Annotated in this window: 22 protein-coding genes; 8 read left to right on the forward strand and 14 right to left on the reverse strand. The window is 44.6% G+C overall.

Annotation, left to right across the window (positions count from 1 at the left end):
* Positions 1 to 115: 115 nt before the first annotated feature.
* Together pepT and NSQ68_RS24595 are read left to right on the forward strand one after the other, a co-directional pair.
* Complete coding sequence (pepT, locus tag NSQ68_RS24590) at positions 116 to 1,351, forward strand: peptidase T (protein ID WP_342427459.1); 1,236 nt, start codon at positions 116 to 118, stop codon at positions 1,349 to 1,351.
* 185 nt (positions 1,352 to 1,536) lie between these two features.
* On the forward strand, positions 1,537 to 2,373 hold the full coding sequence (locus NSQ68_RS24595) for a methyl-accepting chemotaxis protein (protein WP_165178012.1): 837 nt from the start codon (positions 1,537 to 1,539) through the stop codon (positions 2,371 to 2,373).
* 188 nt (positions 2,374 to 2,561) lie between these two features.
* Here the strand turns inward: NSQ68_RS24595 and NSQ68_RS24600 are convergent, their stop codons facing one another.
* Entirely contained in the window at positions 2,562 to 3,437 is an 876-nt protein-coding gene (locus tag NSQ68_RS24600; protein WP_061829483.1) for a hypothetical protein, read from the reverse strand.
* 560 nt (positions 3,438 to 3,997) lie between these two features.
* On the opposite strand from NSQ68_RS24600, the gene hxlA reads away from it, so the two are divergent.
* Positions 3,998 to 4,633 carry a 3-hexulose-6-phosphate synthase gene (hxlA, locus tag NSQ68_RS24605; protein WP_013312540.1) on the forward strand — a complete coding sequence of 212 codons (636 nt, stop codon included), beginning with the start codon at positions 3,998 to 4,000 and terminating at the stop codon, positions 4,631 to 4,633.
* Between the two features lie 5 nt (positions 4,634 to 4,638).
* The gene (hxlB, locus tag NSQ68_RS24610) at positions 4,639 to 5,196 is read left to right on the forward strand and encodes a 6-phospho-3-hexuloisomerase (protein ID WP_342427460.1); all 558 of its coding nucleotides are present in this window, start codon (positions 4,639 to 4,641) and stop codon (positions 5,194 to 5,196) included.
* Between the two features lie 142 nt (positions 5,197 to 5,338).
* On the opposite strand, the gene NSQ68_RS24615 is transcribed toward hxlB, so the two are convergent.
* The 12 genes from NSQ68_RS24615 to NSQ68_RS24670 form a co-directional block, all read right to left on the reverse strand.
* Entirely contained in the window at positions 5,339 to 7,471 is a 2,133-nt protein-coding gene (locus tag NSQ68_RS24615; RefSeq protein WP_342427461.1) for an endo-1,4-beta-xylanase, read from the reverse strand.
* Positions 7,472 to 7,533: 62 nt separating this feature from the next.
* Positions 7,534 to 8,457: a carbohydrate ABC transporter permease gene (locus NSQ68_RS24620; RefSeq protein ID WP_342427462.1), complete on the reverse strand. Its 924-nt coding sequence runs from the start codon at positions 8,455 to 8,457 to the stop codon at positions 7,534 to 7,536.
* A 579-nt stretch (positions 8,458 to 9,036) separates the two neighbouring features.
* Complete coding sequence (locus NSQ68_RS24625) at positions 9,037 to 10,017, reverse strand: sugar ABC transporter permease (RefSeq protein WP_342427463.1); 981 nt, start codon at positions 10,015 to 10,017, stop codon at positions 9,037 to 9,039.
* A gap of 14 nt (positions 10,018 to 10,031) precedes the next feature.
* The gene (locus NSQ68_RS24630) at positions 10,032 to 11,699 is read right to left on the reverse strand and encodes an ABC transporter substrate-binding protein (RefSeq protein ID WP_342427464.1); all 1,668 of its coding nucleotides are present in this window, start codon (positions 11,697 to 11,699) and stop codon (positions 10,032 to 10,034) included.
* A gap of 233 nt (positions 11,700 to 11,932) precedes the next feature.
* Positions 11,933 to 12,595 (reverse strand): ABC transporter ATP-binding protein, encoded by a 663-nt coding sequence (locus tag NSQ68_RS24635; protein ID WP_342427465.1) that lies wholly within the window; start codon positions 12,593 to 12,595, stop codon positions 11,933 to 11,935.
* A 9-nt stretch (positions 12,596 to 12,604) separates the two neighbouring features.
* Positions 12,605 to 13,894 (reverse strand): ABC transporter, encoded by a 1,290-nt coding sequence (locus tag NSQ68_RS24640; RefSeq protein ID WP_342427466.1) that lies wholly within the window; start codon positions 13,892 to 13,894, stop codon positions 12,605 to 12,607.
* A complete protein-coding gene (locus NSQ68_RS24645; RefSeq protein WP_342427467.1) occupies positions 13,875 to 14,933 on the reverse strand; it encodes an ABC transporter permease in 1,059 nt (352 codons plus the stop codon). Before NSQ68_RS24645 ends, NSQ68_RS24640 begins: the two co-directional genes overlap by 20 nt.
* A gap of 71 nt (positions 14,934 to 15,004) precedes the next feature.
* A complete protein-coding gene (locus tag NSQ68_RS24650) occupies positions 15,005 to 15,412 on the reverse strand; it encodes a hypothetical protein (RefSeq protein WP_342427468.1) in 408 nt (135 codons plus the stop codon).
* Positions 15,413 to 15,618: 206 nt separating this feature from the next.
* Positions 15,619 to 17,382 carry a sensor histidine kinase gene (locus NSQ68_RS24655; RefSeq protein WP_342427469.1) on the reverse strand — a complete coding sequence of 588 codons (1,764 nt, stop codon included), beginning with the start codon at positions 17,380 to 17,382 and terminating at the stop codon, positions 15,619 to 15,621.
* Positions 17,379 to 19,010 (reverse strand): response regulator, encoded by a 1,632-nt coding sequence (locus NSQ68_RS24660; protein WP_342427470.1) that lies wholly within the window; start codon positions 19,008 to 19,010, stop codon positions 17,379 to 17,381. The genes NSQ68_RS24655 and NSQ68_RS24660 overlap by 4 nt, the downstream gene beginning before the upstream one ends.
* Positions 19,011 to 19,384: 374 nt before the next feature.
* Positions 19,385 to 20,158 carry a class I SAM-dependent methyltransferase gene (locus NSQ68_RS24665; protein ID WP_220026365.1) on the reverse strand — a complete coding sequence of 258 codons (774 nt, stop codon included), beginning with the start codon at positions 20,156 to 20,158 and terminating at the stop codon, positions 19,385 to 19,387.
* Positions 20,159 to 20,271: 113 nt separating this feature from the next.
* A complete protein-coding gene (locus NSQ68_RS24670) occupies positions 20,272 to 20,613 on the reverse strand; it encodes a cupin domain-containing protein (RefSeq protein WP_025721355.1) in 342 nt (113 codons plus the stop codon).
* 347 nt (positions 20,614 to 20,960) lie between these two features.
* Between NSQ68_RS24670 and NSQ68_RS24675 the strand changes: the two genes are divergently transcribed.
* The 4 genes from NSQ68_RS24675 to NSQ68_RS24690 all read left to right on the forward strand — a co-directional run bounded on the left by NSQ68_RS24675 (position 20,961) and on the right by NSQ68_RS24690 (position 24,365).
* Complete coding sequence (locus tag NSQ68_RS24675; protein WP_342427471.1) at positions 20,961 to 22,196, forward strand: FprA family A-type flavoprotein; 1,236 nt, start codon at positions 20,961 to 20,963, stop codon at positions 22,194 to 22,196.
* A gap of 36 nt (positions 22,197 to 22,232) precedes the next feature.
* Positions 22,233 to 23,426: an FAD-dependent oxidoreductase gene (locus NSQ68_RS24680; RefSeq protein WP_342427472.1), complete on the forward strand. Its 1,194-nt coding sequence runs from the start codon at positions 22,233 to 22,235 to the stop codon at positions 23,424 to 23,426.
* Between the two features lie 2 nt (positions 23,427 to 23,428).
* Entirely contained in the window at positions 23,429 to 23,599 is a 171-nt protein-coding gene (gene rd / locus NSQ68_RS24685; RefSeq protein ID WP_007432984.1) for a rubredoxin, read from the forward strand.
* A 61-nt stretch (positions 23,600 to 23,660) separates the two neighbouring features.
* Positions 23,661 to 24,365 carry a Crp/Fnr family transcriptional regulator gene (locus tag NSQ68_RS24690; protein WP_342429158.1) on the forward strand — a complete coding sequence of 235 codons (705 nt, stop codon included), beginning with the start codon at positions 23,661 to 23,663 and terminating at the stop codon, positions 24,363 to 24,365.
* Positions 24,366 to 24,497: 132 nt separating this feature from the next.
* Here NSQ68_RS24690 and NSQ68_RS24695 read toward each other — a convergent pair whose 3' ends face one another.
* On the reverse strand, positions 24,498 to 26,261 hold the full coding sequence (locus NSQ68_RS24695) for a glycosyltransferase 87 family protein (RefSeq protein ID WP_342427473.1): 1,764 nt from the start codon (positions 26,259 to 26,261) through the stop codon (positions 24,498 to 24,500).
* Between the last annotated feature and the right edge of the window lie 41 nt (positions 26,262 to 26,302).

A 26,302-nucleotide genomic window follows, 5' to 3' on the forward strand; every position in this document is an offset into this window, starting at 1 on the left:
TCCCCTGTGCAACACAACCCGTCGTTCCTAAAGGTTCAACCATTTTTTTCATATTATAAGCTAATCATGATAAAATACGTACCATAATAGAAATGACACCAAGGAGGATACACACATGAAACAGGAACTGATTGACCGCCTGACTACATATGTTCAGGTAGATACCCAATCTGATGAAAGCAGCAACACTTGCCCTACTACACCCGGACAGCTCACATTAGGCAACCTCTTGGTGGGCGAATTGAAAGCCATTGGTATGACAGACGTAACCATTGATGATCATGGTTATGTGATGGCGACCCTTCCTTCCAATACGGATAAAGAGGTTCCCGTCATCGGTTTTCTCGCTCACCTCGATACGGCTACCGAACTGACTGGCGCAGGGGTAAAGCCGCAATTGACGGAAAACTATGATGGGGGCGATATCACGCTGAATGCTTCGCTTGGTGTGGTTCTTTCTCCACGTGAGTTTCCCGAACTGACTCAATATAAAGGCCACACCCTGATCACAACAGATGGTACCACCCTGCTCGGTGCAGACAACAAAGCCGGGATCGCAGAAATCATGACAGCTATCCACTATCTGATTGACCATCCAGAAATTCAACATGGCAAAATTCGCGTTGCTTTTACACCGGACGAAGAGATTGGAAGAGGACCGGAACGCTTTGATGTAGCCGCTTTTGGTGCTGAATATGCCTATACGGTTGACGGCGGACCGCTCGGAGAACTGGAGTATGAGAGCTTTAACGCGGCAGCCGCTCATATTACCATTCACGGTGTGAACGTGCATCCCGGTACGGCTAAAAACAAAATGATCCACGCTGCCAAAATCGCTATGGAGCTGCACAGTCGGTTACCTGCAAACGAAGCCCCGGAATATACAGACGGGTATGATGGCTTCTATCATCTCTTGGAGTCTACAGGCACAGCAGAACAAGCTAAACTGTACTATATTATCCGTGATTTTGACCGCGAAAGCTTTGAAAGCCGGAAGGCTTACTTGACGAATGTAGTCAAAGAGCTGCAGGCCGCATATGGAGAAAACCGTATTGCGCTGGAGCTAAGAGATCAGTACTACAACATGAAAGAGAAAATCGAGCCTGTCAAGCATATCGTCGATGTCGCTTATGAAGCAATGACAAAGCTGAATATCGAACCCATTATTAAGCCGATTCGTGGCGGTACAGACGGTTCACAGCTATCCTATATGGGACTGCCTACACCAAATATTTTTACAGGTGGAGAGAACTACCACGGTAAGTTTGAATATGTGTCGGTGGATAACATGGTGCTTGCTACCAAGGTTATTGTGGAAATCGCACAACTGTTCGAGCAGCGCGGCAAGTGAACTACCTATAGTTAAGATTAAATAGAAGGCATATCGTTTCGTAATGGAAACGGTATGCCTTTTTTCTGAAGCTTTCATCTCCCTTTAAATTTTCAATATCTTTATAACTTTTATCCGTCTTTAGACCGACAACTATATACGAGACTATAAAAAATATATCTAGTAAAGAAAGGTAGGTTATCTATTTGAATACAATAGATGCATTAATTGCAGCCATTCCCTACATACAACAGATTATGCGTGAGAAAGTGACCCTTGCTCTCTTCGACCGCACTCATGTCCTTATGTATACCCAATCGGAGGGTATGGACCTCGGCTTTGAAACGGGCTCGGAGCTGCTCGAAGACTATAAAGATTTTGCCATGCTTAAAAATGGACGTGAGCCCAGCCTGACCCACATCCCTGCTGAAATTCTAGGGTTTCCTCTTGATATGATCAGTATTCCTGTATTTGATGAGAAAGGTGAAGTCATCGCAGCATTTGCGGCCTCTTATAATTTGACTAACAAAAATCAACTGGATCAAATCGTATCCGAGAACCTCTCCATCACCGAGCAGCTCATTGATATGGTACAGCATGTGGCGGCTCATTCCGAGGAGCTTCAGGCAACCAGTGAACAGATTTTGAAAAACACCCAAATCGCCGTACAAAACTCGGGTAAAATCAATCAGGTAGCTGTGTTCATCAAGGAAATTTCTGATCAAACCAACCTGCTTGGATTGAATGCAGCGATCGAGGCCGCGCGTGTCGGAGAAGCAGGTGCAGGCTTTGGTATCGTCGCTCAAGAGGTGCGCAAGCTATCCGTAGAATCCAAAAAGGCGACGGTCGATATTGAAGGAGCCCTTAAGGATGTACAAAACTCCATTCGTCAAATGGAGCAGGAAATTGAGCAAATTGTTTCTTCTTCTCAAGAGCAGGCGACTCTGGTAGGCTCTTTCACTGAAGTGATGGAGCGTATGCAAAAGGCGAGTGAAACGATGCAACATCTGGCCAATGACCTGACTTCGTATGTCGTAAAATAAATCTTGGCATAAAAAAGGGGAGCACACTGATCGCAAAATGCGTAAAAGTGTGCTCCTTTTATGTACAAAAGCCCTATCGGGCTTGAAGGTCTAAATCTGAAACTCAAGCAGTATAAGAAAAAACACCATGATTTGAAGGAATCACAGGGTCTAACCCTCCCAAAATATTTTCCAACGGAAGAGCAATACTAAGAAACGCCAAGACCATAGTTACCGAGATTAATGCCTTTTTCATTATGAAGCCCCCTTAATAAAATGGTTTGGTATTGCTCTTGCTGTGATGGTGTTGCCAAATCTCGATAAGTCTCAAACAGAGCAACCAGTGTCCTGAAATCGGCATCCGCTTCTACACTGGCAGAGAATTGCAGAGAATCAAGGACATAATTTAAGGCAACGGAGTACTGCTTCTTCTTGAAATGGTAAATGGCCAATTGGTTGACCAGTTTTAAATAATATACGCGGTTTGCTCTATCTTCATAACCTTCAAATATCTTAATATCATCGGCAAAATCGTTCAGCAGGTCGTCTATATTCCAATTATTCAGATTAGCTGCTTCGGCAATACCAACCAATCCTGGAAGTAGCTCCTCGTCATTGTCGTGAAGAAATTGAACGTACTCAGGCAAAAGTTCCCTTCTCCCCGAAAGTAATTCAATCGTAAATAAATTGGCCTTGGCGAGGAAACGGAATCTCTCTACTTCTTCGTGACCGCTCTGATCCAGCCCCATAAACCAACCCATTTCGCTATACTTCATAATATAGTTTCTGGCTTCCTCATACTTGCCCATATTCTGATAGTAAATAGATTTCGCCAAATAACTGTAAGCATAATAAAACACTAGCGGGTGTTTGGTGTCCAATGTCTCATACTTGCCGTCTGCAGCATTTCTCAGTTGGGTGTGATACAGGTTTTCAGCCAACGTATGCAGATAGTCTGCTACTTTGTTCGCTTCATCCCAATCATTATGTGTGTAGCTGATTCTAAACAACTCACAAGCTTTATCGAGTTCGTGGCTGTCCGACAACAAATAAATGGCTTCCCTTTGGTTCAGGACCTCTTCCACTAAAACCCGCCTCCCTATCCTGAAAATTGCGATTCCCCCTTAGCACAGCGGCTACTCTTCAGGGTAGTTATACTCTTAGCCTCCATTTTTTGTATACCATTATATTACAAATATAGTCAAAACCTAACTTGAAGTCAATTCAATCATCACTACCTTCTTTTTTTGCAACCTTACATTGCTGTGTACGATTATAGATTTTGCAAAATTCGATTCCAGCCGCTCGGAAGTGCAAGATATAGACGAACTAAACCATTTCGATCTATATCTTGTTCATTGGAAGTTGCTTATGGGATTTTTGCAAAATCCTCGGTTACGAATAGTCGACTCCCCTTATAGAAATAATGCTAAAGAAGACAAAATGTAGGCTCTCTCATGGATGTTTTTTATGATGCTATAGTATCGTGGGGGTAACTACGTTACGAATTAGTGCGTACTTTTCAATCGGATACCGGGGCCTTACAATCAAACCTGTGCATGAAACCAAAGTATAGATTGATACTCAACAGAGCATGTACCTGTTCATCAAAATACAAATTCACTTAAGGAGTGAAGTTAATAACATGGAACTTCAATTGGCTTTAGACTTAGTAGATATCCCGCAAGGTATTGCATTGGTAAAAGAAGTAGAGTCGTATATTGATATCGTAGAAATCGGTACGCCGATTGTCATCAATGAAGGACTTCATGCAGTAAAAGCAATGAAAGAAGCATTCCCGAATCTGAAAGTACTGGCTGACCTGAAGGTTATGGATGCAGGGGGCTATGAAGTGCTAAAAGCTTCCGAGGCTGGTGCAGATATTGTTACGATTTTGGCTGTAGCTGAAGATGCAACAATCAAAGGCGCAGTAGAAGAAGCGAAAAAACAAGGCGGCAAAAAAATCCTGGTAGACATGATCGGTGTTAAAAACCTGGAGCAACGTGCGAAAGAAATCGACGCTCTTGGCGTTGACTACATCTGTGTGCATACAGGCTACGATCTGCAAGCTGAAGGACAAAGCCCGTTCGAAGCACTGCAAACCGTCAAAAAAGTCGTGAAAAACTCTAAAACTGCCGTGGCTGGCGGCATTAAGCTGAGCACACTGGCTGAGGTGGTGAAGGCTCAACCGGATCTGGTTATCGTCGGCGGTGGTATCACTGGCGAGGACGACAAAAAGGCTGTAGCTTCCCAAATGCAACAGCTCATCAAACAAGGTTAACCCCAATGGAAACCTCTCAATATTTATCTGAGGTACTCAAGGAGCTACAATGGGTTCCACAATTGATCAGTGATACGGAATCGGAACAGCTGATCCACTCCATCGCCGCTGCCAATAAGGTATTCGTCGCAGGTGCGGGCCGCTCAGGGTTCATGATTCGCTCGCTGGCGATGCGGTTGATGCATATGGGGGTTCAAGCTTACGTGGTCGGAGAAACCGTAACTCCTGGTTTGGGCGAGGGCGACCTGCTCATTATTGGGTCAGGCTCTGGCGAAACCAAAAGCCTGACCTCGATGGCAGAAAAAGCAAAGAAACTTGGGGCCTCTCTGGCGCTTCTAACTACTTCTCCCGGTTCCACCATTGGCAAACTGGCCGATATCATCGTCAAGCTGCCTGGTGCACCCAAGGACCCGTCCAACAAGGATTACCAAACGATTCAGCCCATGGGCTCATTGTTTGAGCAAACCCTGCTGTTGTATGGTGACGCGTTGGTGCTCAGAACGATGGAGCTGCGCAAGCTGACCTCCGAATCTATGTTTGGCCAACACGCCAATTTGGAATAAAACTGTAATTCCTTTACGATAACAAAGCAGGCTGCCCTTTACATGTCACATGTGAAGGATAGCCTGCTTTTATGCTTGTATAAGGCGACGTTCGATACAGCATAGAATAAGGCAAAACAAGCCCGGCATGTATTCAAACCATTTATTCGTTATTCCCTGCTGGCAACGGCGGAACTTTGGACGGATCAGCAAGTGCCCAATAGGCATATTTGGCCTTTAACCGTTCGTCGAATAGTAGCGGCTTATCCAGCCGGGCTATCGGAAACGTGCTGAGCCACGTATTTCCATCATCCGTACCCCAAATCGTCACATTGCTGATATGATCCTGCTGCCTTGAAAACATATCGAACAGCGCCCGATAGCGGTGAGCCTGCCGGATCAGCATAGATTCTGGAATCGTTTCATAGCGATCTGTGTCATTGGAATAAAGACCCATATCCAGCTCGGTAATCTGATTATCCAGACCAAGCGAAGCAAACTTTTCTATAGACTGCTCAATCTCGCTAATAGCGGGAAACTCCAGGCGGATATGCGATTGGTGGCCTACTCCGTCAATCGGTACACCTTTAGCGAGCAGATCACGTACCAAATTGTACAGAAAATCCCGTTTCTTCGGCTCATGTGTGTTGTAATCGTTAATGAACAGTCGTGCGTTCGGGCCCACCGCTTCCCTCGTGACACGGAATGCTTTTTCAATATAATCCGTGCCGGTAATCTGATACCACTTGCTGCGGCGCATGCCATCCGGCTGATCAGGATCAATGACCTCATTCACCACATCCCAATCGGTGATGACATTTTTATACCGGGCTGCAACAGCGCGAATATGCGTCTCCAGCCGATCCAGCAAAAGCTTTTTATTCTCAGCAGTCGGCGTCATCGGCTGTCCATTCTTATCCTTGAACATCCAATCCCCAGTTTGGTTATGCCACACCAAGGTATGGAAACGAATGTCCAGTCCATGTTGTCTAGCAAACTGCACAATTTGATCTGCTTCCTCCCAATGGAACTGTCCCTCGGACGGTTGTAAGGAGATCGGCTTCATCGCATTCCCTGCAACGACGCTGTTAAAATGCTTCTGTACCAGCTCTCCGTAAGCCCCTTCGGTCTGGAAAGCTTCAATCGCCGTGCCCATGCTGAACTGTCCCCCATATATTCCATGCAACGAAGGAATGTCCTTTTCAATAGCCAGCGGCGGTACAAGGGACAGCTCGAAATCATCCATATAAAAGGAAGACGTTCCTTCTGCCGTTTCCAAATACATGGAAACGGTGTCTGCATCATGCGCGAGCGTATACGTACCAGACAAATGCATCCATTCCCCTGTCGTAGTAGCCGTGTCGCCTACAACAGTTTCATACGCACTTTGACCCTGGTGATCACGCTGTACGCTGAGCCTCACCTTGGCAGGCTGCTCACCCGGCGCCAGCTTCACCCAGGCACTGACCGTATATCGGCTGCCCTTTTGCATCGTAGCAGTCACATCCAGCTTGGGTCCGGCATATGTCTTTTGTCTGCCTGTTGTCAGCAGACTGTATGAGCCGCTTCGTGCATCGGCATCCGAAACCTGCACGGTCTCGGCTCCCATACGGGACACCCATCCTTGGGCCGTACCATCTTCAAACCCGGATACGATACCATGGGTCGGCTCCGTTGGCGTCTTCGATACCTGTGTTATTTCTACCTCATCCACATAGTAGGCCTGCGCGGGATTCGAGCTTTCCACATACAGCTTCAATGCATCCATCCCCCCGGTAAAAGTATATTTCCCCTGAAGTTTGATCCATGATGTATCCGCCGTCTCTGTCTGCGCTACCGTCTTCCATGTCGTAGTCCCGCCTGTCGGCTGCTGCTCCACTGTAAGTTTAACCATGCTCGGAACCGCAGAATGACCATCCAGCTTCACATAGCCACTAATTTCATACTCCACATCCGGCTGCAACAGCGACTTCACATCCAGCTCCGCCCCGTTCCAAGCCGCTGTACGAGCGGTTGCCTTCAGACTGTGCGTGCCGCCATATGCTGCTTCCGTGACGGATGCAATTTGGGTATAAGTTCCTCGGGGCTTCCAGCCGTCGCTGTTTCCTTGCTCAAATCCATACGTTCCAATGGTCTTATGGATACTACCCGCCGATAGCACCATATCCGAAACGGGCGGGGAATGTTCCATAGACGGAGCTGCCTTCGCCACAGACGCTCCCCACCAACCGACAGGCGATAACAACAGCGCTCCAGCCAGTACCAGACAAAAAGGCTTAACCCAACATGACCGCAAAGCAATCCCTCCCGTACTCTAATTTTTTGGAATTGGTATTTGGCACCATTGGTTTTCATTTACTATCCTTTGACACCGCCCAAGGTCATACCCTTCACAAAGTATTTTTGCAAAAAGGGATAAACTAAAATAATAGGCACTGAAGCGACAATCGTCATCGTGGCCCGAATCGAGGTAGGCGTGACCGACTTGGCCAGATTTTCCGAACCAGCGAATTGGCTCGCATAGTCCTGACCGTTAACAGACGTGTTAGAATTTTGCAGGATTTTCATCAGCTCATATTGAAGAGTGCTCCATTGCTCATATGATGAATTGTACAAAAACACATCGAACCAGGAATTCCATTGTGCCACCGCTGTAAACAGCGACACCGTCGCCAGTACGGGAACACACAGCGGCAAAACGATGCGCATAAAAGTGGCAAACTCCCCAGCCCCGTCAATACGCGCCGACTCCAAAATCCCTTCCGGCAATCCCTCAACAAAGGAGCGAATGACAATCACATTAAACACCCCAATCAATCCCGGCACGACATACACCCAGAAAGTCCCCAGCATCCCAAGCTCACGAATCAGGAGAAAGTTCGGAATCAATCCCCCGCTAAAATACATCGTTAAAATAAAAGCAATCGAAACAAATTTGCGCAGCACATATTCCGGCCGGCTGATCGTATACGCCACCATCGCGCAGCAAAATACCGAAGTCACTGTACCCACAACTGTACGTAATACAGAAATCAGCGTAGCATGGAAAATCGTCGCTTCCTTGAACACAAATTCATAATTACTCCACGTGAATTCACGTGGCCACAAATAGATCCCGCCCCGAATCGAATCATTCGCTTCATTTAACGAAACCGCCAGCGTATTTAAAAACGGATACAGCGTGAACACCATCAGGCAGAGCATAAACACGATATTGCACGCATCAAAAATTCGATCCGACGGCGCCCGAAATCGCCCGTGTACAATCTTGCCTTTGCCCATAACTTCCTCTCCTTTCTAAAAAAATAGCCTGACCTGCACTTAAATTTGATTAATATTGTTGAAGCTGCTGGTGCTATTAATTGAAACGGTTATATGAGTGACTACAAGAGTGGGAATTCGAGTGAAAATCTGAGTAGCTATTTGTGCAGGCTCTTATTAATTATTAGTGGCAATTAGAAGTTGTAAGGTCAGCGAAGCGGCCTGCTAAAAATCCACTGACTTGAACCTGTAGTATGCATGAGCACGCGCCTTCTGTTATCGCCTCGAATAGCACTATCCCAAACTCAATGGCGATAGCGAAGCTGAGCCAGCCATCATTGACGCATTACCCCTAGGAAGCGCGAGTCATGCGCCTTCCTTAAGCTCTCCTCTGCCACTACCCTCAGTTCTTAAAAAAAGTGACTTTACGGCGGGTAGCAGCGGAGCGGGCGGAATTGTTCTGAAGAAGCGGAGCGTTCGCCTTTATCCCCGGATTTTAACCTATAATCTTTATTCCAATAAGAAAATACGGGGATAACAGCGATCGGAAGAACAATCCGCACGCGAAGCGGCCGTCCCCGACCATAACTCACTCCTTTTTCAGAACAATCTCTCCTCCCCTAACCGCTTCGCAATATGATTGGCGCTAAACAGTAAGATGAAGCTGACCACCGTTTTGAACATCCCAGCAGCAATGGAAAGCGAGAAATTACCCATCTGAATACCATATTTCAGCACGAAAATATCCAGATTCTCCGAGTAATCCACGTTCATGCCGTTGCCCAGTAAGTATTGCGGCTCAAAGCCGGATTCCAGTAAATTGCCAATGTTCATAATGAGCAGGATGATAAATACAGGCTTCAATCCCGGTAATGTCACATGCCAAATCCGCTGAAAACGCCCTGCTCCGTCCATCTCGGCTGCCTCATACTGCGAGGGATCAATCATCGTCATCGCGGCCAAATAAATGATGGTGTTCCAGCCGACATTTTTCCATACCTCCGATGCACCGAGAATACCCCAAAAATAGCTTCCCTCGCCCAGCCACAGAATAGGCTCCTTAATCAACCCCAGCCACATCAGCACCTCATTGATGATGCCGCCATCTGCAGACAGCGCCGTACTAATGATGCTGGCCGCGACCACCCACGAAATAAAATGCGGCAGATAGCTGATCGTCTGTACCACTCGCTTAAATACGAGCTGGCGAAGCTCATTCAGCAAAATCGCTAATGTTATAGCGGTGACAAAGCCCAGCACCAGATTAATAAAGCTCATCGCCAGCGTATTGCGCATGACCCGCAGAAAGTGTTCATCCTGAAATAGAAAATGGAAATGTTTTAATCCGACCCATTGCTGATCGAGCAACTTGCGGGCAGGCTTAAAATCCTGAAAGGCAATCGTCCAGCCCCAGATGGGCAAATACTTGAAGATGAACAGCCAGATTAAAAAAGGGACGGACATCCATACCAGTGCCCGTTGCTGATTCAGCTTGTGCATAAATCCCCTAAAGCCGGTTCGCCGCGAGGGCGGCAAATGATCCGGGGAGATCGTGACAGGTGATGGTGACGAGTGGCCCATAGCTGCTTCCTCCTTTATTTTTTACCGGGATTTTCGATTTTTTTAGCAACCTCCTTCGTGATCAGCTCCTCATACGCCTTTACATCCAGCTTGTTGAATTCAGTAGTGTATTCACTCCAAATCGCATCAAACTGCTCCGGTGCAGACAGCACCAAACGCGGGAAATATTTGCGCTGAAGGTCCCCCTTCTTTTGCTGGAAGAGCTGCGCAGTTGAGCCTTGAGCAATCGGGATACTCCAGGCCGGATACCATGGGCGCTCGTCAGGTGCGGAAAACATTTGCGAGAAAGACTCTACACCATAGACTTTTAGTAGCTTTTTATCTCCCTTGGTGTAGGACATACGCGCAACCTCTGGCTGCCGTCCAGGGCCAACGGAGTTGCCGTCAGGCAGGGTAGAACCGCTACCGTATCGCGGCCAACTGTATTCAAAATATTTGAACCCGAATGATTCGCGGAACGCGTCCTGACCAGTCTGCTTAATTTGCTCCTCAGTCCGGTAAAAGCGCCCTTTTTTATCTACATCATAGGTTTCTCCCTTGATTCCCCAGTTGGATAACACCTGGTTTTCGTCAGTCAGCAGGTTGTCAAAAAATTTGATGATACGTACCGGGTCCTTGGCACTGACCGTAATTCCTATGCCTCGGTTATTAACGAATGACGACGGATCAATGTACTGATCCTTTATATTCTGGTCATATACAACAGGCAGCCCTATATACTCCATATCATCATTGCCCGATTGCTTGGAAGCCTCCTGCAGGTTATTTAGGGCCTGCCCCGCCTGCCAGCGGTAGTCGAAAAAGCCCAGCACCTTACCCGAGGTCAGCTTCGCTAAATATTGATCGTAATTGTCCACAAAGGACGATTTATCAAATAGGCCCTCTACATTGAGCTGATTTAGCTCTTTGAGATACCGCTTTGTGATTTCCATATCTCCATAATCTGTGGCCCGGTGTGTTTTCATATCAATAATCGTGCCGCCATCATTCGGATAGCCTGCCAGATGCATCGGCGCGTTCGTAAGAGCATAAAACCTATCCTGCGTGGTTAACGCCAGGTACCCAGTCAAGCCCTCATCTGCATGCTTTTTCGCATAGTTACGAATCAGGGCTAAATACTCATCAAGTGTTTTGATTTTTGGATATCCCGCTTCTTTTAATACCCTGCGTTGCACCCAAAAGGCTCCTTGCTCTAAGTTAGGCGCAGGTAAATAATCGCCTACCACCGCACTGAGCGGCAGAAAGTAAATATTCCCATCCTCCGCCTTCATCAAGTTGTAGTACGGTCCATATACACGCTTAATATTCGGTCCATATTTGTCGATCAAATCATTCAGCGGAATAAAAGCCCCGGCATCCAGCAGCTTATCGATCGTGCCATCGGGTACTATCACATCCGGGTAATCGTTACTGGCAATAAATGTACCGATCTTCGTATTGGAATCCCCCACCAAATGCTCCAGCTTCCAGTTTACCCCCGTCTGATCCTCCAGGATTTTGCCGATCCGCGTTTCATTGGTATTAATGTCCCTCCCCGCAGTGGCATTAAAATACGTGAATGTGACCTTCTCCTTGCTATCTCCTGACGCCGGCTCCTTGCCCGAGCTCCCTGAGCAAGCAGCAATCATAGACGCCATCATAACCATTACCAGACTGATGATTCCGAACCTTTTGCTTGTCATGCCAGACCCTCCCCTTTCGTCCTCTTTTGTCGATTGTGTGTGAATATCGTGCGCACGTACCTCAAGCACTGAGAATCCCGCACACTCTAAATTGTAAGCACTTTCATTTTATAAAATGCTGTTCATTTCGTTCACCTGTCAATCTAAAGGTGTTACTTAGAAAACTATAGGTAAAGGTCCTTCAAAGCAAATGGACGCCAATCCAGCATCGGCGTCCATGAAAAAACAAATTATTAATAACGTATTTTCCCTTCTTTGATATAAATCGTTTCATCACATGCATCTGCGACTTGCTGGTCATGCGTTACGACTACAATAGTTTTCCCCCGTATATTTAAATCCTTGAAAATACCCAAAATATTCTGTTCAGAGTGTTCGTCAAGGGAACCTGTCGGTTCGTCAGCCAGTATAATTTCTGGTTCTTGAACAAGAGCTCTTGCTATCGCCACCCGCTGCATTTCACCACCAGACAACATATCAACAGAATGAAAACCTAATTTTTCTAACTCTAATGCTTCTAAAACATCTTCCACCATATGACTTATCTTTGCTTTAGGGTATTTACTATATTTTAGGGGTAAAGCCACATTATCGAACACATTTTTGGTATCAATCAGAGCATAATTCTGTAAAATAAATCCTATTTTTTCTCTTCTGAAATCTGCTAATTGATTTAGAGTTTTAGTTGTCAGATCTTCTTGCTCATACATGTAAGTTCCACTGTCCGGTTTGTCTAATCCAGCAATTATATTTAGCAAAGTGGATTTCCCTGAACCGCTCCTACCCATAATTGCTGTCATAGAGCCCCTTTTAATACTCAAATCTACACCCTTTAATACTTCCAAAACCCTCTCTCCCACCTTAAAAGCTTTGTGAAGATTATTTATTGTAATCATTAAAACCAATCACTCCATTCGTTTTAAAAACATACTAACCTGCAACTTCCTGATCTTGTAGTAAAGTAGAAGTGTAGACAACGCAAATATAATTAGCATGCTCAGCAATATCGTAACGAAGTAACTACCCATTTTAAAGTTGATAAAATAAGTATACAGAAATAGACTAATTAAACCTGGCACTATCACCAAAAATGCTATCTCTGCAATAAAATAGAAAAGTATATTCATTATCGTTGCTCCAGAGATCAAGTGAATAGATAAGTTTTTCATATTTTTCTCTAATTTAGTTACCATTAAAATCGAAATGCTAAGAATACACACTACAAATATAGTTATAGCTATAACACTGAGTACCATGATGTTCTCGTGTAGCGCTGAAAAAATAAAATTTAATGGTGGGCTGTTTGCTCCAAGAACTTGGGTATCATAAAAACCAGTCTTTTTTTGGGCTTCTTCTACCTTGCTCCTTACAAAGTACTCGGTTTCCGAACTCCAAATGTCCCCATTAATCATTTGGAGATAGTGTTTCTGTTGAAAGTTAAAGTCTTCCTTAGTATCTGGGACACTTGTAAACTGTTGTGCGGGCATAATAATATACCGATCAAGATATATTTCCGGGTTATTAGCATTAAAAACAAGTGAATCCTTTTTAACAAACCCTTTTACATAAAACTCAAAATCTTTAAACAAATATTTTCCTTTTAAAATATCTCCTGCTTTATATAGTTGCTTATATTCTGCTCCTAAGAGTACAGGAATGCTTGTATGACCCACATGATTAAAATCATGTGCGGTCAAGTTCTCCCCCTCATCTGTTTCAATGGAAAACTGATCTAGTCCTTGTTTATTAATTTGTAAAGCTTTTATAGAAACATAAGGGCCTTTGTTATTGATAGTAAAGACATTCGGTTCAAATCCTTGTTCATAATCCTGTGAAAATTTCGCCTTGTCCGCTCCTTCAAAATGAATGAGGTCAACAGGCTGCGTAAAAATGTAGATATACTTCTCACCTATATGTTTCTCTACATAATTATAAAAATTTTTAATTTTGGTTAAGAACATCGGTTGATTCATAAGTTTTTTTAATTCATCACTATTCGTTAGAGTGTCTGATAACTGGAAACTGTCTTGTGCCCCTAAGGCTGCTGTTTTACTTGATTTCGTAACTAAATGATTAAAATTCAAAAATAAAACAGTAACTAAAAAAAACAAAATAGTAATTTGAAGGAGAATAAATATCGTTGTACTTTTGTTCTTTTGTACGCTTTCTAAAACTTCACTGTATACCATTCTCATTTAAACTTAAGTCCTTTCCTGATCTACCTATCCTTTTGACAGTAACGGATATGGAAAAATAAGAAGATAAGAGAATTAATACGTAGCCTATAAGCAAATATTGTACGTACAGTTCAATATTTTCTGTTGAAGCCCGATCGATCAAAAATAAGAAAAGGCTTATTGTACACATAAGCAAATAAGACAGGGAGACGGCTACATAATATCGTTTGGAAAATTTCGCTATCACTTTCTCTGACTTAATTCCCATAATCCATAACCAATTTATTTCAGTTTTCTTTTTATCGTACCAATTCATAGTAAATATAACACTGGAGCAAACCAACAACAGAAATACGGTAATTATGATCGTATTACGATATATATCTATGCCCACATATCTCTGTGCTCCAGCATCACCGCGGTCAAATACATTCACCTTAACGCTTAAGTTTTCAAAAATTAAATAGCCATTTTTGAGAACAGAGGACACTGCGGGAGAATTTAGTACATAGATATTATTTAGGTGTGTTTGTTGACCAAAGGCATCCAAGTTTAGTAGCACCGTTGTATCCAGAGTTGATGGATAGGCCGCCCCCATAGAACCTATGACTTCAAATTTTTTTCCTTGGAACAGATAATACCGTCTCCCGTCAAGAGACGTAAGTGCTGATTCAGCAATACGTTGTCCAATTACAGCATACTTATGATCACTATAAAAATCGTCCTCATTAAAAAATCTCCCTGCAACCATTGGTGGCTTATATGTATCCTCTTTATAATAAAGAGCTCGCACATTCATTTCCCCAGTTTCAAGCTCCTTGAATATGGTAAATGGGTACGTTGTTCGGAGCTTACGCCAGTCCCATTCGTGAGCAGTATTTTGATCTACCATAAAAAATAAACTATTTTCTTGGTAAAGACCTCTGGACAAGGAGTCTAATTCTCTTTGTTGTACCATGTAATAACTCACAGAGATCATAATCATACTCAATAAAAAATACAGTACGAATATTGGTATTAGTCCATTTCCGGAAATTTCCTTCAGCTTACTTTTCATTTCAAATACCTCTCGTAATAAAAGGTGAAATTGTTAAAGAAACTAACAATCTCACCTTCTTTAGTTTTTAATTATTCTTGGCTACCGCCGTAAAAAGTTCTCGCTACAAGAATAGCTTCACCATAACCAGTGACAGCCCTGGTACGATCCCACCCCCATTGTCTGTCGCTATCAAGACGTACACTTCCTGCCCAAGTTAATTGTGCTCTGGAATAGTGATATTCACCCTCCCACTTTGTTATAGCAACTGCTCTTTCTAAATCTGAATTTCCTGGCTTAGCTTCCGTATAACCTTGGTGATCTGGAACACTTTTCGCAGCACGTAAGGAAAGCTCTTGATGAGAATTATTATTAGAAAAATTACCCTCCCCTTCAATCCAACCTCCTTCAATGGTGCTAGAAGCATAAGCAGAGGCGGAAATTGAACCAATAATAGCAACAACCGCTAGGGACTTAATTAACTTTTTAGTAAACTTCATCTCTTCCTCCAATAAAAAATTAGTTATATTTGAAAGCTGGCCAGCTATTCAAAACATCATTGGTGTTAAGATATCCAAAGACTATTTCTTATAATTAATTTAGTATATATTCATATTTACCATATAATAGAAAGGAAGTATATAGCGAAAAATGAAATATTCTGTCGGTAAATGATTTATTTAGCTTTTTTACACTTTTGAGGGTTCTATACTCGATCCGCAGGAATCCTAATTCGAATCTCCGTACCCTCGCCGGGTGCACTGCGAATGGCAAGCTCAAAACGGCTCCCATAGTAAAGTTTAAGACGATATATGACATTTTGCAGACCTATACGTTCACCCATTTCTTCCTGCCTTTGCATGTAACCATATAAGCGTTGTACCTGCTCCGCAGACATGCCAACCCCATTATCCCGAACCGTTAGAATCAGTTGTCCTTCCTCCTGCTCAAAATGGATCTCAATGCGTCCCCCATGCTTTAGTGGCTCAATGCCGTGGATGCTTGCATTTTCAACCAGTGTCAGCGCGACCATTTTGGGAAGCAGATTATCCAAGTCTTCAGAGCGCGCCTGCACTTCGTACTGTATTCGCTCACCAAAGCGATATTGCTGGATTTCCAGAAAACAACGGATCAGCTCCAGCTCCTCCCGCAAAGTAACCCGATCCTTGTTCCACACCAGCGAATTGCGGAAAATCCGTGCCATGTTATGAATAATGCGCGCTGTCTCATCCTCATGCTTCATCAAGCTCCGCATGCGAATTGTCTCCAGCGCATTGAACAGGAAATGTGGGTTGATCTGGCTGTGAAGTGCATTCAACTGGGCATGTCTGCGCTGAATTTCCAGATTTTTTCGCTGAATATCTGCCATATAAACATCGTTAATCAGTCGCTTTATTTTCAGCGTCATCCGGTTAAACTCACCTGTTAATTGCCCGATTTCATCTCGCGACTCTGTACCGGGAATCAGCTCAAAATGCTGATTTTTCACCTTTTTCATGTGCTTTAAAATACGATGAATTCTCACGTTCAGCGAACGTGTAATCCAGATAATAATTAATGTAGGCAGCAACATATTTACACAGGTTAACAAGAGCACAAAATTGCGGGATTCCTGCATTTCATACAGCATTTCATCTCTGGATACCGCTGCCACAATGCTCCAGTCGTTCAGATTGCTCGTAAGCACATAATCCGTCCTGAACTCCATGGTGTCCTCGGGCAGCTTAAGGGTGTTATAGGCCACACTTTTGTGGTTTATATCCACTTTGGGATCCGTTGTATATTCGATTTCCCCCCGTTCGTTCAGCAGAAAGAGACTTCCCTGCAAATTCAGGTTATTGAAAATCTCACGAATGGACGACATTCGCAATTCTATTTTCAGTATTTTTTCACGACCATTTTCGGAATAAAAATAGTTCATCCGCCGAATCAGGCTGAAAGGGTACTGCTGTTCGCCTGTACTGTCATCGGTACGTACAAATATAGGCTTGGACTGGCGTCCAGGCGGGATTTTGGTATACCAGGGCAAGCTTCTGACCCTCTCATCTATAAAGCTGACTCCCCCGGAATTCAGCAGCGTTGAATTATCGGTGTAGATCGTAATTCCACCTACGGAGTGGTATACAGGGCTATAAGTACTGTTCAAGATACGACGTAAATAAGAGTCATAGGCGGCAATATAGTCAGCGGGGTGGGGATAAGTTTGTTCCAACACCCTATTGAGCTGATGATCGGTATAAAAGTTAGACGAGATTTCCATCGCATCTTCAAATTCACGGTAAAATTCAATTTTAATCTGTTCCAGTGCGCGCGAAATATCCTGGATACGCTGTTCTTTCACATTTTGTGAGGTAACATGGTAAAAAATCAGATTGGTCAGCACTACAGGCGTGAAAACACAGAGAAAATAAAGCAGCAGCATTTTATCCCGCAATCGCACATGATCAAGAGTCGTTCTCAGCCCCTTCATTCGCCGGTCCTCTCTAGGTCGTCGCCAATACTCAGGCTGTTGCGGTATTCACTAGGCGTGGCGTGCGCCATCTTTTCAAACTGGGTAACAAAATAGTCTGAACTGCCGAAGCCCACGCGCTCAGCAATTTCATAAATCCGCAAATCCGTCTGCCGCAACAAGCGTTTCGCCTCCTGAACACGCAATTTCAGCAGAAATTCGTTAAAGTACACACCATACGTTTTTCTGAACAATTGACCGAGGTATACCGGGTTCATGTAAAAGCGAGCCGCAATACTTTTCAGGCTTATATTCTCGGCAGCATGCTGCTCAATGTAAGCACGGATGTGCTGAATGCCTCCTTGCTGACAATCCTTGCGCAGAACCCCAATATACCTTCCACTTTCCTCTGCAAAAGCTGTAAACAATCGCTGTAGTTCACCCAAGGACAGGTTCATGTCCTGCCAGTTCATCATCGGTTCTAGTGACTGAAGTGAGCGCTCATCTCCCTGCATGTTTTGAATGACCCGAACGATACTAAGTACGCACTGATGCAGGCTCATTTTCATAGCCTCAGGAGCATAACATTCCTCCCGAAAGCTGCTAAATAAATAATCCACGGTCACACGCAGCTCATCCAACCGCAGTTCCTCAACTTGTTCCGTCAAGCGATCCAATACGTCCTGATGGATGGTCTTATAGTGGAGTGGTGGCATTCCCTCCTGTAGATATACAACAATACCGCTATGGTCATGAATGTATTTATGGAGCACCGCTTCCTTCGCACAGGCATAGGACTGCTGGATATCTTGCAACCGATTCACAGGCTTTCCTGCATAAACGAAAACCCGACTTCCCAGCTGATCTTTTAGTGACTTCATCCCCTCTATCTCCTGTTGTAGCGCTTTCATAAAAACTTTGACCTTGTCTTCAAAACACCCCAAAAAGAAGTCCGGTACGATAAGACCAATCCGGTTACGATGCTCATGAACATAGAGAGGGTACTTGCCATCCATTAAACGATGAAGCGCTTGCTCTATAAGCTCCCTGAATTGGAAAAGCGATAGCATGATATTATTGTCACCAGAGCGCCAGGGATGTTGATCATTCAGCTCGACGAGTACATAGTACATAGAAGTGGCTTCCCCAAGCCCTAGCTGCTGCTCCCACCGTGTCACCACTACATCATCCACTGGATTCATCATCACAGTCTCTAACAACCCACCTGCATGGTGATTCTGATATCGTTGCGCATTCTGTTGTTCACGATGCAGTCTCTCACTCAGCTTGCGCAGTGTAGCCGAAAAGTCACCCTCATCAATCGGCTTAAGCATAAAATCATGAACCCCATAGCGGATTGCCTGCTGCGCATAAGCGAAATCACTATAGCCGCTTAAGATAATAAACGCGGGATGTCCTGTAGTCTGTTCGAGCACAGACCGAATCAGCTCTAATCCGTCCAGCACAGGCATACGAATATCGGTAATGACCAGGTCCGGGTGAATACGGCTGATTAGCTCCAGCGCATCCTCACCGTTATCAGCTTCTCCCACGATTTCAAAACCACAGGCTTGCCAATCCATGAGTTGAAGCAACCCTTTACGAGTAAAGGTTTCATCATCCACCACAATGGCTCGATGCAGCTTCATAACACGCTTCCTCCTTTTGATGTATGCTGTTTTATTATTTTAGTTAACTATTCCAATGATCTCAGTCACTATGGTAATCTAAAAACATCAGGAATTGGAAATTTTATTTACACTTATTAGACTCCAATCCCCCCTTGAGAAGCACCTATCCCCAGACCTCCACAGACGGCACAGTAGCCCCTAAAGCACCAACCGTTCGTGCCGAGGCTACTGTATTCCTGTGCATAATCCATATCCAAAGCTAAATCCTCAAGAATAAATTTAGTCTGACAAGCAGCAAATATACAAAAAGGAGACGAATCCCTGAATGGGGGTTCGTCTCCTTTATTGCTATTGTGTAAAAACTTTATTATTCTCTTATTCGTGAATTCAGGCTATCGTTCAGCGATGATACTGACCGCTTGCAGATGGTCGGCGTACTTTACAAACTGCTTTCGCATACCCATAACCCTTGTCCGGGCAGCATGGTTACGCATAAGGTTAAAGGCAATTTTTCCAAATCTCAACCAGCCCTCGTCCTGAATGATACGTGGCAGATGCAATAAGTGCATGGGAACCGTATAGATTTTAACGACCTTAAAGCCTTCCTCTTTCAGCAGCTGTTCCCACTCTGACACCGTCAACGGTGTCGCATTAACTCGCATGGCTACAGCCAAATCCTTGTAAATTTGTTTTCTGAGCGCAGGCTCAATATGGTTAGAAGCAAGGCACATCTCATGAATAGCATACTTCCCGCCTACTTTCAAAAGCCGCCTGGCTTCCGAAATAATCTGCGCTTTCTTGGCTCTTGTGTGCATCGTCAGCATGGCTTCCCCATATACCACCGTCGCAGAGGCATCCGGCAACGGAACCTGTTCAGCATCGGCAATAATGACTTCCCGGTTTGCTCCGCTTGCATACGTTTTTACAATAGAAGCCGCCTTCTCATTCTGTTCAATCGCAATATAACGACGGGGATTAAGCCGCAGTGTGATTTGGGCAGTTATACCCAATCCAGGGGCAAACTCAATAACCTCATCCTGCCCGGTTACATCAAGTCCCTCTATCATCCAACGTGTCGTTTTTAACCCTCCGGGCCTAAGCACGCGCTTACCGAGACTTGCTAATATCCAGTGCCCTGGCACCTGTTTGTAATCTACTGTCTGCATTGGCCATTAACACCTCTTTTTAAAATTTGATAATGATATTCATTATCAATATGAGTGTAAAAAAAATAACCATTTTCTTTTTTTATATGAGCATGTTGCTGCTATGTCCTCTTTTATATGTTCTGCGCATAGCTTTCACTTGGCGTTTGGGTCAACACTACATGCAGACTGGAATTCGCCTCTGCACCGCCACGATAGGAAAAGTGCTCATCGCCCGTAACATGGATGATATCCCCTTGGACAACTTCCGTTGCTTCGCCGTTCACAGTTACAGTGCCGCTGCCTTCAAGAACAAGCAAATATACATTCGCTCCTGGGTGATTATGTGTTGGCAGCTCGGCATTAGGAGTAAAGTTGAGAATAAAAATTACATTGTCGGCTTCCTTATGCACTATTCGTTTTGTAAACGCAGCTTCTTTATATTCCTGAAATTGAATGAGGTTTGATTTTTTCATATTGGTTCACGCTCCTGTTTGGAATTAAATTTGCTTAAGATGGATTTATACCTTTATTGTATTGGATTATTTCGCTCGCCTTGTGATTGCAATCACAAAACTAAATTTAAGTGAGAATTTTGCAAAAATCCAATAAGCGACTTTCAATGAACAATATATAGATCGAAATGGTCTAGTTCGTCTATATATTGCACTTTGGAGCGACTGGAATCGAATTTTGCAAAATCCTAAAGTCAAAAATACTTTTGAAATATTTAAAAATTTGATTTCAATCATCTTTTTCATCGACGCACCCAACTAGAATCGAATTGTGTTAGACAAACAAAAACAAGCAGGAGGTTGTTCCTATGAAACCAGGATTCCAACTGGCAAAGGATATTTATTGGGTAGGAAAAATTGATAATCGTGAGGTTCCCTTTCATCGTCTTCTACTATCAAAGGGTACAACCTATAATGCATATCTACTGAAAACTGGAAAACCAACCATTGTAGATACCGTAGATATGGCGTTCGGTAGAGAATTTGCCGAAGCTGTAGCGGAATTAATCGATCCATTGGATATTCAATATATCATCGTCAATCACACGGAACCGGATCACTCGGGCGGACTGGCGGCACTTGCTTCCAAGGCAACAAACGCTACGATTGTCTGCACTGAGATTGCCGTTCCGGAAATCCAACAAATGTACAAGCTTCAGCATCGCAACTTCCTCGTAATCAAGGATGGGGATCAACTGGACATTGGAGGCAAAACGCTGCTGTTCAAAGAAACACCTTACCTGCATACGGAAGAAACCATGATTACGTATTGCATAGAAGATAAAATCTTGTTCCCTTGCGATATTTTCAGTACACACGTGGCTGTAGAGCATCTATTTGCCGATGAGGCTGGTTTTGATATCACTGAGGACTTTATCGGATATTATCAGGCTATTATTCATCCACATCGCAGATATGTGCGCACATTAATCGAAGCTGTTGCCGATCTGGATATTGAGATGATTGCACCTTCCCACGGCTTCGCGATCCGGCATGATATTGCCAAATTTATTGATTTGTACGCCTCTATGAGTACCGAAACCAAGGAGGATAAAAAAGTAGCGATTGTCTATGCCACCCTGAAAAATAATACTAAAAAAATGGCAAACATCCTGAAGGACTGCTTTTTGGAGAACCAAATCAAGGTGGAGCTATGGGACGTGGATAAAGCCGATGAAACGGAAATATTGAATAGTATTGCCTCGGCTGATGCTGTTTTCGTCGGTAGCTCTACCAAATATGCCGATATGACGGGCAAATTGGAAGACCTATTGCAACAAATGCAAAAGATGAATCTGGAAGGCAAGTTGGCTGCTGCCTTTGGTTCCTACGGCTGGAGCGGGGAAGCCATTGAAGTTGTACAGGATTACTTGAACGGTACCAATATGAAGGTCCAAAGTACTTCAGAGGTAATCAAATCAACGGGTATGACCCATGTGGAGTTCCCGGTACGTATTCGTTTCTCTCCTACAGAAGTTGAAAAAGTGAAAAAAATTAAAAATGCCGCTGAATTTGTCTCAGATCTACTGCTTAGTGTTATTTAAAACACAGTAGCGTATAGCGAATAGGAGAGATACTGAATGGGTAACCAACATTACGTTATTATCGGAGGCAGTGTCGCCGCCGTCAACGCGGCAAAAGCGATTAGAGATCATGATGAGCTGGCCGAAATTTCTATTTACGGAGAGGAAGCATCCTTTCCGTACAACAGAGTCAAACTTTCCAAGGGACTATTCACTGATTTGCACAGTGACAAAATCCTGATCAAAAAGGAAAAATGGTTTGCCAATCAACGAATTCATGTGTATTCCGGCATCAAGATAACCGAGATACATCCTGAGGACTGTACTATCCAAACAATAGATGGACAAACCGTTGCTTATGACAAGTTGCTGCTGTGTACAGGAGCTCACAACCGTAAGCTTGCGCTAGATGGAGCTTCTCTAAGGAACGTTCACAATATCCGTTTTCGACAAGATGCGGATAGCCTTAAAGCGGAATTGCGACAGGGAGACCGGATATGTATCATCGGCGGCGGTATTCAAGGCGTGGAGACCGCCTGGTCCTTCCAGCAAGCAGGGTATTCTGTAACCATACTGGAAGCTGCGCATCGGCTTATGCCCCGCCAGCTAGATGAAAAGGCCTCCACTATTTTGACCGATCGAATGACCGAACGGGGTACTCAGGTATGCCTTGGGCAAGGCGTAAAGCGTATTAAAGGCACAGATCATGTAGAAGGTGTGGAACTACAGGACGGCTCTGTTATCCCCTGCGAGCATGTTGTCTACTCTATCGGAATTGTACCCAATACAGAACTTGCCCGCCCAATCGGCCTTGATATTGGACACGGCATTCTGGTGAATGCACAGATGGAAACCAGCTCCGCCAATATCTATGCGGCAGGTGATGTAGCCGAGTTTCAGAGTAGGGTAGATGGATTATGGGAAAGCGCAATGGAGCAGGGAAAAATAGCAGGTGCTAATATGGCGGGTGCATCCGTCAACTATCAGCGTCCCATCCCTGTAACCCTTTCGAACTGCTACGAATCCCCTCTCTTTTCCATCGGTCTAGTAGATGAACAAGTCTGCGACACCAGCCTGATTACTAAAAATCAAGCTTCTTATACACGTATGTTCATACAAAACGACTCTATCTGCGGCGTGATTGGCTTTGGGGATGCCCTTACTTCACTACCCTACAAAACAGCTATCATGCAGGGACTCAAACCGAACGCACCAGAGTTTACAAAAATTTTGAATGACAAGGAGAACTAAAGATGAAAAAATATGTATGTCAACCCTGTGGATACATTTATGATCCTGCTATCGGCGACCCCGATGAAGACGTGATGCCCGGTACAGCGTTTGAGGATCTCCCGGAGGACTGGGTTTGTCCAGTCTGCGGTGAGGACCAAAGCCATTTTGCCCCAATAGATGATACAGAATAACAAGTATACGCTATACTTTTTAGTTTCCGGTTTATGAATGGAGTGAATGAATGTGAATGAGATGTCCTGCCCCTGCCAGTGCGAAAAGGAGCCCTGTGCCCGCAAAGTGCCTATCTTTTCCTCTTTGTCCTGCGAAGATTTGTGTAAGGTCAGCTCTATGATCCGACACCGGAAATATCAGAAAGGCGAGGCTTTGATTATCGAGGAACAAGCATCCGATACGCTGTACATTATTAAAAGCGGGCATGTCAAGCTGCTGAAGATGACGCCTCAGGGCAAGGAGCAAATTCTGCACATTCTGACAACTGGCGATTTTTTTGGCGAGTTGAACATATTTAACAGCGATGAGCTGAGTAACTTTAGTGCGTATGCCTTAAAAGATACTGATATTTGTATGCTCACCAAGGATGATATGGAGCAGTTGATTCACAACAATCCCGATATCTCTTTGAAGCTGCTCAAAACCATAACCAAACGCTTAGCCCATACCGAAAAGCTGGCTCAAAGCCTGGCTACCAAAGACCCGGAAATCCGTATCGCCTATATGATTCTTGAGCTTGGGCATAAATACGGCAAACCGGACGGCTCCTACATTAAAATAAATCTCCCCCTTTCACGCGAAGAAATGGCTAATTATGTGGGTGTCACCCGCGAAACCATCAGCCGTAAATTCGGAAAATTTGAACAGCTGGGGATTATTCATACTAAGGGTACACGAGAAATTACCATCTGCGATGTACAAAAACTGAACGAATATATGGATTGAGGCACATAGATACAATGTTACTCTAACATGAGGACAACAAAAAAAACCGCTTCTTTAACTTATGGATTGCAGTTGATCTATCAACCACTTCCATTTCGTTAACGGGCGGTTTTTACCGTATTTTATACTCCACTAACGATCAATTGTCGTGTTCACACCTTGGGAAGACGCTTCCCATGCAGGCCGCGCTGAAGGAAGTTCTGGCGAAACTCTGTCTGTGGAAGGAACAGTCTCAATCGTGGTCGATTTGGAGCAATCCCACACTACTTTGACCAAATACCCAAACAACAACACATTCAACAATGATGTCACACACAAAATAATACCGTATTGATCCCGAGAATTGGAGCTATAGAAGATATCAAAGGTGTTCAGGAAAATCGTAAGACTGAATCCACCCGCAAGCCACAAAAATCTGCGGTCTCGCAAATATAGGTACGCCAGTACAGCTAACGCCGCCGCAGGGAACAAGTACCGTTCATGCATGCTGGAAGCGAAGGTAAATACACCTGCAATGAGTACCAGTGCAGCAGCTGCTGCAAATTGTGGTTTGCGACTGCGGATATACATCCACCATGTAAATAGAGTCACCAACACAATGCAGATCATACCCCACGTATGGTAACTGAACAGGAACAACGTTGTAGTGTCCTGCGTATAATTGCCACCAATCAGTGCAAAGAAATTATACGCGTTCACCGAAGCATACGGATACTCGCCAACCGTTCCCTTGTATAGATCAAGCAGCCATAACGGCTCTTGTCCCCACGAAAATGGCAATATGACCAGAATGGTCGTCACAACGGCACCGCCAATGGCCATTAGCCAAGGTTGTATTTTGCGTTGTCTCAGCAGCTCGAAAAATAAAACTGGCCCATAAATAATTCCCTGTGGCTTCATTAATACGGCTACCGTAAACAATACGGCGGACCAGCCGACCCGGTTTTCCACAAGCAGCACAATCATGCCCACAATCAGCATAGTAAAGAAAGAATCTACCTGTCCCCAGAAGGTCGAATTGATAAATACAGCTGGGTTAAACACGTAGAATATAGCCAATCCAAGGCTTATTCCATAGCCGACCCGTTTGCTTGCCAACCGGTACAGCATGTACGCTGTCACGATATCGGCTAATATATTGGGAAGCCGCAGCAGCACGGACATATAGGGACTGAAAGCATCCGTAGAGCCGATTTGACCGATCACATATAAAATATAAATATAGAACGGCGGATAATCACTTGATCCGTTCGTGTAAAAGCCCGATAAGCTATCCGCTGCTGTCGTAGCCCAGTTCCGGAATAGCATTAAATCCATGTGACCCGAAATCCATGGAGCGATCGCCATTCTTAAAAAGAACCCCACCCCCAGCACGGTCCACAGCATCAGTCCTCGATTACGTTCACCGAGCTTCCATTCACGAGCCCGAAAACGGTACGCAATAAACACGAATGCACCGAAGAACAAAGCGGCGAAAATCGCCAGCGGAGTCGCATAAGCAGATGAGGAGTTGCCACTTCTTCCACTACCCATACCACCGCCAGGACCGCCCATGCCAGATCCGTTACCAGACATGCCACCGGGGCCTCTATGCTGTCCGTCTCTGGCAACACCACTGCCGCCTGATACAGACGTATCATTCCCGGTCGTTGTACCTTGGTCGCCCGATGTCGATGTCCCCTCAGTGGAGGAGTTGGTAGGTTGCCTCGATCCCCCCATACCTCCACCAGGTCCGCCTCCTCCCCCGAACCCGCCGGATGGGCCCTGCCTAACGGCCGCAGACTGGGACGCGGAGCTACCTGAATAACTCCATAACGAAACGACACTAACGACAGCACACAATATGAGACTAAATAGAAGTATATATTTCAGACCGTTCGCTTTCCAAACGTTCAAATCCGATGCACCTCTCTCTGTTTCTATTTTCCCATATTGTA

The sequence above is a fragment of the Paenibacillus sp. FSL L8-0158 genome, from assembly GCF_038592965.1.
Lineage (GTDB): Bacteria > Bacillota > Bacilli > Paenibacillales > Paenibacillaceae > Paenibacillus > Paenibacillus polymyxa_D.

What these genes read in the sequence shown, in the direction of transcription:
- hxlA (WP_013312540.1), top strand. Translation starts at nt 3,998, where the DNA reads ATGGAACTTCAATTGGCTTTAGACTTAGTAGATATCCCGCAAGGTATT.
- rd (WP_007432984.1), top strand. Translation starts at nt 23,429, where the DNA reads ATGAAAAAATATGTATGTCAACCCTGTGGATACATTTATGATCCTGCT.
- NSQ68_RS24650 (WP_342427468.1), bottom strand. Translation starts at nt 15,412, where the DNA reads ATGAAGTTTACTAAAAAGTTAATTAAGTCCCTAGCGGTTGTTGCTATT.
- NSQ68_RS24675 (WP_342427471.1), top strand. Translation starts at nt 20,961, where the DNA reads ATGAAACCAGGATTCCAACTGGCAAAGGATATTTATTGGGTAGGAAAA.
- NSQ68_RS24625 (WP_342427463.1), bottom strand. Translation starts at nt 10,017, where the DNA reads ATGGGCCACTCGTCACCATCACCTGTCACGATCTCCCCGGATCATTTG.
- NSQ68_RS24640 (WP_342427466.1), bottom strand. Translation starts at nt 13,894, where the DNA reads ATGAGAATGGTATACAGTGAAGTTTTAGAAAGCGTACAAAAGAACAAA.
- NSQ68_RS24665 (WP_220026365.1), bottom strand. Translation starts at nt 20,158, where the DNA reads ATGCAGACAGTAGATTACAAACAGGTGCCAGGGCACTGGATATTAGCA.
- NSQ68_RS24635 (WP_342427465.1), bottom strand. Translation starts at nt 12,595, where the DNA reads ATGATTACAATAAATAATCTTCACAAAGCTTTTAAGGTGGGAGAGAGG.
- pepT (WP_342427459.1), top strand. Translation starts at nt 116, where the DNA reads ATGAAACAGGAACTGATTGACCGCCTGACTACATATGTTCAGGTAGAT.
- NSQ68_RS24645 (WP_342427467.1), bottom strand. Translation starts at nt 14,933, where the DNA reads ATGAAAAGTAAGCTGAAGGAAATTTCCGGAAATGGACTAATACCAATA.
- NSQ68_RS24655 (WP_342427469.1), bottom strand. Translation starts at nt 17,382, where the DNA reads ATGAAGGGGCTGAGAACGACTCTTGATCATGTGCGATTGCGGGATAAA.
- NSQ68_RS24660 (WP_342427470.1), bottom strand. Translation starts at nt 19,010, where the DNA reads ATGAAGCTGCATCGAGCCATTGTGGTGGATGATGAAACCTTTACTCGT.
- NSQ68_RS24630 (WP_342427464.1), bottom strand. Translation starts at nt 11,699, where the DNA reads ATGACAAGCAAAAGGTTCGGAATCATCAGTCTGGTAATGGTTATGATG.
- NSQ68_RS24620 (WP_342427462.1), bottom strand. Translation starts at nt 8,457, where the DNA reads ATGGGCAAAGGCAAGATTGTACACGGGCGATTTCGGGCGCCGTCGGAT.
- NSQ68_RS24680 (WP_342427472.1), top strand. Translation starts at nt 22,233, where the DNA reads ATGGGTAACCAACATTACGTTATTATCGGAGGCAGTGTCGCCGCCGTC.
- NSQ68_RS24670 (WP_025721355.1), bottom strand. Translation starts at nt 20,613, where the DNA reads ATGAAAAAATCAAACCTCATTCAATTTCAGGAATATAAAGAAGCTGCG.
- hxlB (WP_342427460.1), top strand. Translation starts at nt 4,639, where the DNA reads ATGGAAACCTCTCAATATTTATCTGAGGTACTCAAGGAGCTACAATGG.
- NSQ68_RS24690 (WP_342429158.1), top strand. Translation starts at nt 23,661, where the DNA reads ATGTCCTGCCCCTGCCAGTGCGAAAAGGAGCCCTGTGCCCGCAAAGTG.